Genomic DNA, 8,772 nt, shown 5'->3' with positions numbered 1-8,772 from the left:
CCCCATTGCATGGTTCACATCCCATACGCTGGTTTGGTCGTGGCATATTCCAAAACCGGCATCACCAATATCAATTACCGTGTCTTTAAGCCCTCCAATACGCCTTACAATAGGTATTGTACCATATCTTAAAGCATACATCTGGTTTAAGCCACAAGGCTCTACCCTACTTGGCATAAGCAAAAAATCTGCTCCCGCATATATTTGATGAGAAAGTTGTTCATTATATCCTATATAAGCATTGTAATTTCCGGGAAAAACATCTTTTAAATGATTCAGTCTCCCCTCCACCTGCGGATCACCGGAGCCTAGCACCAGTACATTTATATCGCCATTTGCCTGATGCAAAGCGTTGTAAAATATATCCGGTAGCAGGTCTGCTCCTTTTTCTCCAACCAATCTACCAATAAAGGTGTACAAAGGTTTTTCGGGATTCAGGTTAAAAACACTGCAAAGTGCTGCTTTGTTTGCCTTTTTACCAGCCTCAACTGTTTTAATAGAAAATTGCTTTTCGAGCATGGCATCTGCCGAGGGATTCCAGACATCATTGTCAATCCCATTTAAGATCCCTACAGACTTCCCACGCTCCTGCGCCAGCAAATCCTCCAGTCCGTTTGCCCTAAAGCTTATTTCGTCAAGGTAACTTGGAGAAACGGTAGTTACCCTCCAGGCACACTTAATTGCTGATGCAAGTGGATTGATGGAGCCTCTCCAGTCAAGCTGGCCCGATTTCCATAAGTCGAATGGCGGAATATAGTGAAGTTTGTCCCAGCCGAACTGCCCCTGATATTGGGCGTTATGAATGGTTAATATGGTAGGTACGTTGCTAATATTTCTAAACTGCTGGCAGTATGCCATCATAAAAGGCACTAAACCGGTATGATGATCATGACAATGAACAACATCAGGACGATGCTCCCATTGTGAAATCCAATCTAAAACGGATATCTGGTAAGCTAAAAAGCGTTCTGTATCATCATCATAACCGTAAACCTTTTCCCGGTCCATAAGTCCTGAAATGTGCACCAGATAAAGATCAAACCCAAGCTTATTGGTTTTCTCTCTGAAAATTCTTACAGGAAAGTTATGGAAGCCCAGTTTACTCCAGCCATCATACACCACCTCAAACTCATTCTCTTGCATAAATTTGGTCTGATAGGCAGGCATAACAACCTTAGCCACATGTCCAAGTTTATTTTGATACTTAGGCAAAGCACCAACAACGTCCCCCAAACCACCTACTTTAGCAATAGGATAGCATTCGGCACTAAGGTGTATAATTTCCATAATTTGAGGTTTTATAAATCACTCTCAAATTAGCGATTACAATAGGGAAAGCAAATAATTAAAGGAAAAAAATTTAATAAAAATGAAGTTGGTTAGTTTTTTAAAAAATGGCATACTATTCAGCGTCTGGAATCAGTTACGCTGAAGAAGCTAAACAATTCCCAGGTCTCTTCATCGCATATCCATTTTTTTCTAAGCGCAAAAACTAGCCAACTTCATTTTTATTGAATTTATAGAGGGAGACGTAAAGGGATGGAGGAGAGAAGGGAACTATCGTCACCCTGAATTTATTTTGCTGGCCAGCTACTTCGTGGTCAGGGTCCCGGACTAGGAAAACCACTTTATCAGACTAGCACAACAGGTCAAATCTACCTTGACGGCTCCTTATCGGCCGTTTAGCAGAACATTTTCCAGATTAAGCGTCTAACAAAAAATCAATTGTATTGCAAAGAGACCTAGGAACTTTTGCCCTTTTTCAGGGCAAAAGGTTCCAGACTCTGAGTAGTATATTGATTTTTTCAAAAGCAATTAAGAAAACTAATCTGCAATTGCTCTGAACATCAAAGCAGCAACAGTTAAATTAGTTCTGCTGTCAATTAAAATGGCTGCGCCATTGGCTTTGTTATCCGTGTAAAAGTCAAAGGCAAGGGCATCAGCAGTTTTGATTACAATACGGCCTATGTCGTTTAATTTAAAGTCATAAGCTTCCTGTTTTTCAAGCGTATTGATATCAACTTTGTGTATGATCTCCCGAATTTTACACTTAGTAACTTGACTATTGTGCTGCAATAAATAAGTAATGCTCTCATCAAGAGGACGTTTATCCATCCAGCATACATCCGCTTCGATCAGCTGAGAGTTTTGAGGTAAGTGATCAGCGTTTACCAATACATCACCACGACTAATATCTATATTATCTTTCAGGTGAAGTGTTACCGACTGACCTGCGTGCACTTCAGAAGGAGTTTGATCAAATATCTCTATACGTTCAATTACTGAACTGGTACCCGAAGGCAATACTGTTACTTTATCATTTACATTAAATGATCCACTAAGCACACGGCCCGCATAACCTCTGTAATCATGAAGCTCATCAGTCTGAGGTCTAACCACCCACTGCACAGGCATACGGGCAAGGTTATAATCAGGTCCGGTCTCTACATCAACATTCTCCAGGAAATGAAGCAGGCTTTGCCCTTTATACCAAGGCATATGTTCTGATTCATTGACTACATTATCGCCTTTTAAAGCACTAATAGGAATAAAAGTAACATCCTTTAGGCTTAAGTCAGCAGCAAGTGTTTTGTACCTGTCAGTAATCGTGTTAAATACCTCTTCGCTAAAATCAACCATGTCCATTTTGTTTAGGCATACCACAACATGCTCAATACCCAATAAAGAAACCAGGTAAGAGTGTCTGATGGTTTGCTCAATCACACCATTACGTGCATCAATTAAAATGATGGCAAGTTTGGCGGTAGATGCACCGGTAATCATGTTACGGGTATACTGAATATGGCCAGGGGTATCAGCTATGATAAACTTACGTTTCTCAGTCTGAAAATATTTATAAGCCACATCAATGGTAATTCCCTGCTCTCTTTCAGCTCTTAGGCCRTCGGTTAAAATAGCAAGGTCAATTGATCCATCATCGTTTTTACGGTTAGACTGCTGTAAAGCCTCTAACTGATCAGCCAAAATGGAATCTGTATCATATAACAACCGTCCAATAAGTGTGCTTTTACCATCATCAACACTACCGGCTGTAAAAAATTTAAGTAAATTCATTAAAAGTATCCTCCTTTTTTGCGGTCTTCCATTGCAGCTTCCGATACCTTATCGTCCATGCGGGCCCCGCGTTCACTAATCTTTGATGCGCTGATTTCAGCAATGATATCTTCCAGTTGATCTGCGTCAGACTCAACCGCGGCAGTGCAGCTCATATCGCCAACCGTACGGAAACGCACTTTCTTGTGCTCAACAATGTCCTCTTCATCCATATTCAGAAACGGAGAAGCAGCCATTAGCTGACCATTACGGGTAATTACATCTCTTTCATGAGCAAAATAAATAGAAGGTAATTCAATGTTCTCCCGACGAATGTAATTCCAAACGTCAAGCTCAGTCCAGTTACTGATAGGGAAAACACGAACGTTCTCACCTTTGTRGATCTTTCCATTATAAATGTTCCACAGCTCCGGACGCTGAYGTTTCGGATCCCATTGCCCGAACTCATCCCTTACCGAGAAGATACGTTCTTTAGCGCGGGCTTTTTCCTCATCTCTGCGGGCCCCACCAATACAAGCATCAAAACCGTGTGCAGCAATAGTATCTAAAAGTGTAACCGTTTGCAGAGAATTTCTGCTGGCGTTTTTACCTTTTTGCTCTACCACTTTACCCTGGTCAATAGAATCCTGAACCGAACCAACAATCAGCTTTTCGCCAATGCGTTCAATCATTTTGTCCCTATAGGTAATGGTTTCCTCAAAGTTGTGTCCGGTGTCAATATGCACCAAAGGGAAAGGAAATTTACCTGGTCTGAAAGCCTTTTCAGCTAAACGCACCAATGTAATTGAATCCTTACCTCCCGAAAACAACAAGGCAGGTTTTTCAAATTGCCCCGCAACTTCACGTAAAATGTGAATTGCCTCGGCCTCTAATTCGTCTAAATAATCTAAATTATACTTACTCATTTTCTTTGTTGCAATTACGAAGTGGCGTGTAAACCACATTCTTTTTTTGATTGATCTTCCCACCACCAACGGCCGGCTCTAAAATCCTCGCCTTCCCTTACTGCTCTTGTACAAGGAGCACATCCTATACTAGGGAAACCCTTATCGTGTAATGTGTTGTAAACAATATTATTCGTTTTAATGTATTCCTTCACCTCATCAAGCGACCAGAAAAAGATCGGGTGAAACTTGATCAACTGATTTTGCTCATCCCACTCCAGGTTGGTCATATCGTGCCTGTTTACAGATTGCTCAGATCTGATACCGGTAATCCATAGCTGATTACCGTTTAAAGCACGTCTTAAAGGTTCTAGTTTACGAATTCCGCAGCATTCTTTTCTGTTCTCTACCGATTCATAAAAGCTGCTCGGGCCCTTTTTATTCACCATTTCCTGTACAGCCTCTGCCTGTGGGAAATAAGCCAATATTGGTTTCTTATAAATTTCTAAAGTACGGTTCCACACGTAATACGTTTCTGGAAACAACCTTCCGGTTTCCAATGTAAAAACCTCAATAGGAATATCATTTGCAAAGATCATGTGTGTAATCACCTGATCTTCCCAGCCAAAGCTGGTAGAAAAAACAATCTTACCGGGATACTCACTTGCAAAGAATTTAAGTGCATCAACCGGATCAAGTCCTTTTATTTTTTCTGCTATTTCTTCTAATTTTTCCTTCATGACTAAACTAATTTGAGGATAAAGTTGATGATGCTTCTTAAGCTTACCAGAATGACAAGAATACCTACCGAAACCATAATAGTTTTAGCAGAGATCTTGTTGGATACCCTTGCCGCAATTGGCGATGCAAGTGCACTACCGATAACCAAACCTCCTACCGCCTCCCAATGTGCCCCATTTAACATGGTTATAAAGGTCAGCGAGCTCATCAACGCAATAAAAAAGCGCGTTATCTTTACTGTTCCTAATGAAAACCGGGCATTTCTTCCGCCGGCTATTAAGCTCGACAAAACAATAGAACCCCAGCCTCCGCCACCAACAGCATCAATAAAACCACCAAACAAACCCAGCAATGAAACTTTCTTTATYTTTTTCTTTGGGCCTGTTGTTTTGGCGTTTGCTTTATACGCTTTAGAAAGGATTACAAATCCCAGTATTAAAGTATATAAAGAAACAACCGGCTTGGTATAATTACTATAATGCTCTAATGATGATAACAGGTATGCTCCTGTTACCGCACCCACAATTCCGGGGATAAGCAATAACCTGAACAATTTCCAGTTTACATTACCAAAGCGATAGTGCATCCAGCCAGCTATACCGTTACTCAAAATCTCAGAAAGATGAACACCCATACTGGCCGAAGCCGGTGGAACACCCATTGCCAAAGAGAATGAGGTGGTAGTAACACCGTACGACATTCCAATCGCACCATCAATCATTGCAAAAATAAAACCGCCCAGCAAGAACCAGTAAAACATCGGGTTCAGATTTTCAATGTAAGCCTGAAATTCCGGTTCTTTATGCCAAAATGCAGTAACAACAATTACAAAAGAAAATACGATTGCCAGCCATATCAGCCACTTCATCTTACCTCTTTTGCTTTTCTCTTCCTTATCTTTAACTAAAGAAGATTCTTCATCTTCAGTTGAAGCCAATTTTTCAGTAACCAATAATGAGGTTACTTCATTCAGTCTTTTAACCTTCGAAGCAAAATCACCATTAAGTGTATTTCTAAGTGCCTCCATTTGCTGCAAAGTATCATTCAACTCGTCAGGCAAACTATCATTTAACACTTCTTTCAACCGTTTTGCAATGGTTGGCGATTTACCGTTGGTAGATATTGCTATTTTAAGATCACCCTTTTTAACAATAGACCCCAGGTAAAAGTTACACAGGTCAGGTTTATCAGCAAAGTTAACCAGCAAATTGCGCTGGTCGGCCTGTATTCTGATTTCCTGATTCAGCAATTCATTATTTGTAGCTGCCACAACCAAATCTGCACCATCCAGATCGGCAGCAACAAACTCTTTTTGAAGTACTGTTACACCCTCATGCTTGTCAGCCAGTTCCTGCAGTTCCGGTAAAATCTCAAGCCCTATAACGGTAACCCTGGCATCAGGGCTATTACCTAATATTGCTGTTAACTTTTCCAAACCAACCGGGCCAGCGCCAACAAGTATGGTATGTATGGTATTCAATTTTATGAAGACAGGAAATAACTGATTGCCTTCCATAAAAACTACAATTCTTCTTTTAAAGCCTGGTAAAAATTCTTGATTGGCTGAAAAGAAGGATGTAAAGAAACCACCTGACCAAATATCAACAATGCCGGTGCCTCAATACCTTTTTCTTCAACCAGTTCCACAATCGTATCTACAGTACCCACGGCTAGTTTCTCATTCTCTGTTGATCCGCTTTGAATAGCAGCAACAGGCAATAAATTCTTACCCTCGTTCTGAAACAGTTTCACAATCTCTTTAAGCTTACCCAATCCCATCAACACCACTACGGTAGCTTTTGATCGTGCAGCCTCATAAAGGTCATTAGATATTTTTCCGGAAGAGGTAGTACCTGTTACCACCCAGAAGCTTTCGCTAAGTCCGCGGTGTGTAACCGGGATTTGCTGCAAACCAGGTACAGATATAGAGCTGGATAAACCGGGAACAACCGTTACAGGCACACTATAACCCACAGCAAAGTCCAATTCCTCATATCCCCTGCCAAACACAAACGGATCACCACCTTTTAAACGAACCACGTGGCCGTAATTAAGGGCGTAATCGATCATCAGTTTGTTTATTGCATCCTGACCATACGAATGTTCACCAGATCTTTTACCAACATATACCTTAATGGCATCAGGGTTGGCATAATCCAAAACTCCTTCATTAACCAATGCATCATACAAAACTACATCAGCAGTTTTAAGTGCATTGGCACCTTTCATTGTGATCAGTTCAGGATCACCGGGACCCGCGCCCACAAGCGTGATCCTTGGCTCTCTGTTATATATATTTTTGTGAGTGATCATTAGGTTACTCCCCTCTTGTTCCTTTAATTGAGTTATAAAAACGCTCAACATCAGCTAAGTAAGCAGTTGCAAACGCTTCTGTAGGCTCGTTTTTGTTAATTTGAAGTACCAGGTCATTAAATGAACCTTCAAGTACAACTTCTCCGGTTTCAACGTAGTTTTTATCGAACTCTCTGATCACACCAATCTGAGTGCTGCTGTTCACACCTTTATCAAGCAATAAAGCTTTGGCTGAACCAACAAATACTGCGTAAGTATGATAAATGGCATCAGACCATGCCCCAGCCTCGTACGAAGCTTTAGCCCAACCTAATTTCTCTTCAGATTCTAATAACAAAGTAGCCACAAGATCTATTACCACACCCGCACATTCACCAACACCAATAGCAGTTTCAAAAGTTTCTTCATGGCCCCAATCTACATACTCTTCGTCTTTAAGATTAGTAAGATCAGCAAGTGGTTTCAACAATTGGTAAAAATAGTCTTTACCGTTTCTGTCATAATACTTGTTAAAGCCTTCTTCTTTTTCGGCTTTAGCGCCAAAGTCATTTAATAATGTTCTTAAAACATCGGTAGCACGTTTAGATGGCGCTTTAATTACACGCTCAGCTACCCTGCCTTCTCCGTTACCAACTGTACCACCGCCAAGCATTACCTGTACTGCAGGTACAACTTTACCATTAGCCTTTACAGAGCTACCATGAAAACCAATGTGAGCCAAACCATGCTGTCCGCAAGAGTTCATACATCCACTGATCTTTATTTTAAGGTCTTTGTCGTAAATCAATTCCGGATATTCCTCGTAGATCACGTCTTCCAAAGCAACCGAAAGCGACATGCTGTTTGATATACCAAGGTTACAAGTATCTGTACCCGGGCAGGTAGTTACGTCGCCAACACTATCAAACCCAGGTTTAGCAAAACCTAAAGCTTTAAGTTCAACATATAATGAAGGTAAAGCACCTTCTCTAACATATTTCAATAATAAGCCCTGATTCTGGGTAACACGAATCTCGTCAGCCGCAAAAGGACTAATTGCATCAACCAGTTTACGGGCGAGATCGGTTGGGATATCACCTTTAGTTACTTTGATGTACACACCATAAAAACCCTCTTGTTTTTGAACAAAAGCGTTAGTAGCGCGCCAGTGTTTATAGTCCAGTGAATTTACCACATCATCCAAAGCAGGATAATCCAATAATTCAGGCACCTGAGGATCAGGTACAGCATCACGGTCTATTTTAAAAGATTTTGATTTATTGGCAACACGCTCTTCTTCAATAAGCCTAACAACTTCTTCTAAGCCAAGTTTCTGAACCAGGTATTTTAAACGCGCTTTATTTCTATTGGTTCTTTCCCCGTAACGATCAAACACCCTTAGCATTGCTTCAGCATAAGGAATGATCTGGTCTTCGTGCAGAAAATCGTGAACAGGTTCAGCTAAAAATGGCTGAGCCCCTAAACCACCACCTAAAACAACTTTAAAACCACGCTCGCCCTGCTCGTTAATTTTCGGAATAAAACCAAGGTCGTGGATATAACTAAATGCCGTATCTGTTTCATCAGAAGAGAAAGAAAATTTAATCTTTCTGCCCATCTCCTGGCAAATAGGGTTACGTAAAAAATATTTAAAAAATGCATGCGCATACGGCGATACATCAAATGGTTCGTTTGGATTTATACCTGAATCCGGAGAAGAGGTTACATTACGAACAGTGTTTCCACAAGCTTCGCGAATGGTTACATCGTCACGTTGAAG

Annotated in this window: 7 protein-coding genes; all 7 read right to left on the bottom strand. The window is 40.9% G+C overall.

The genetic code is table 11. The features are described from left to right. Positions 1–1,287: glycogen synthase (locus tag AC1DG9_RS18715; protein ID WP_477635026.1), on the bottom strand; the 1,287-nt coding region annotated here is incomplete at its 3' end. Between the two features lie 537 nt (positions 1,288–1,824). Next, positions 1,825–3,075: a sulfate adenylyltransferase subunit 1 gene (locus AC1DG9_RS18710; RefSeq protein WP_337715351.1), complete on the bottom strand. Its 1,251-nt coding sequence runs from the start codon at positions 3,073–3,075 to the stop codon at positions 1,825–1,827. Further along, the gene (cysD, locus tag AC1DG9_RS18705; RefSeq protein WP_477635025.1) at positions 3,075–3,980 is read right to left on the bottom strand and encodes a sulfate adenylyltransferase subunit CysD; all 906 of its coding nucleotides are present in this window, start codon (positions 3,978–3,980) and stop codon (positions 3,075–3,077) included. Before cysD ends, AC1DG9_RS18710 begins: the two co-directional genes overlap by 1 nt. 14 nt (positions 3,981–3,994) lie before the next feature. Then, positions 3,995–4,699, bottom strand: a complete 705-nt coding sequence (locus tag AC1DG9_RS18700) for a phosphoadenylyl-sulfate reductase (RefSeq protein ID WP_172660636.1) — start codon at positions 4,697–4,699, stop codon at positions 3,995–3,997. A 2-nt stretch (positions 4,700–4,701) separates the two neighbouring features. Beyond that, the gene (locus AC1DG9_RS18695) at positions 4,702–6,216 is read right to left on the bottom strand and encodes a TSUP family transporter (RefSeq protein WP_288880767.1); all 1,515 of its coding nucleotides are present in this window, start codon (positions 6,214–6,216) and stop codon (positions 4,702–4,704) included. Positions 6,217–6,221: 5 nt separating this feature from the next. After that, positions 6,222–7,013: a uroporphyrinogen-III C-methyltransferase gene (gene cobA / locus AC1DG9_RS18690; RefSeq protein ID WP_048904363.1), complete on the bottom strand. Its 792-nt coding sequence runs from the start codon at positions 7,011–7,013 to the stop codon at positions 6,222–6,224. Positions 7,014–7,017: 4 nt separating this feature from the next. Next, the coding region (locus AC1DG9_RS18685) for a nitrite reductase (protein WP_477635024.1) at positions 7,018–8,772 on the bottom strand (1,755 nt) is incomplete at its 5' end.

It is taken from the genome of Pedobacter sp. 05L430 (assembly GCF_056397585.1).
The sequence above is the reverse complement of the archived record's forward strand: the minus strand, read 5'-3'. Positions and strand labels throughout refer to the sequence as shown.

Excerpts from the sequence above, each read along its gene's own strand:
- cobA (WP_048904363.1), bottom strand. The coding sequence starts at position 7,013 with ATGATCACTCACAAAAATATATATAACAGAGAGCCAAGGATCACGCTT.
- AC1DG9_RS18700 (WP_172660636.1), bottom strand. The coding sequence starts at position 4,699 with ATGAAGGAAAAATTAGAAGAAATAGCAGAAAAAATAAAAGGACTTGAT.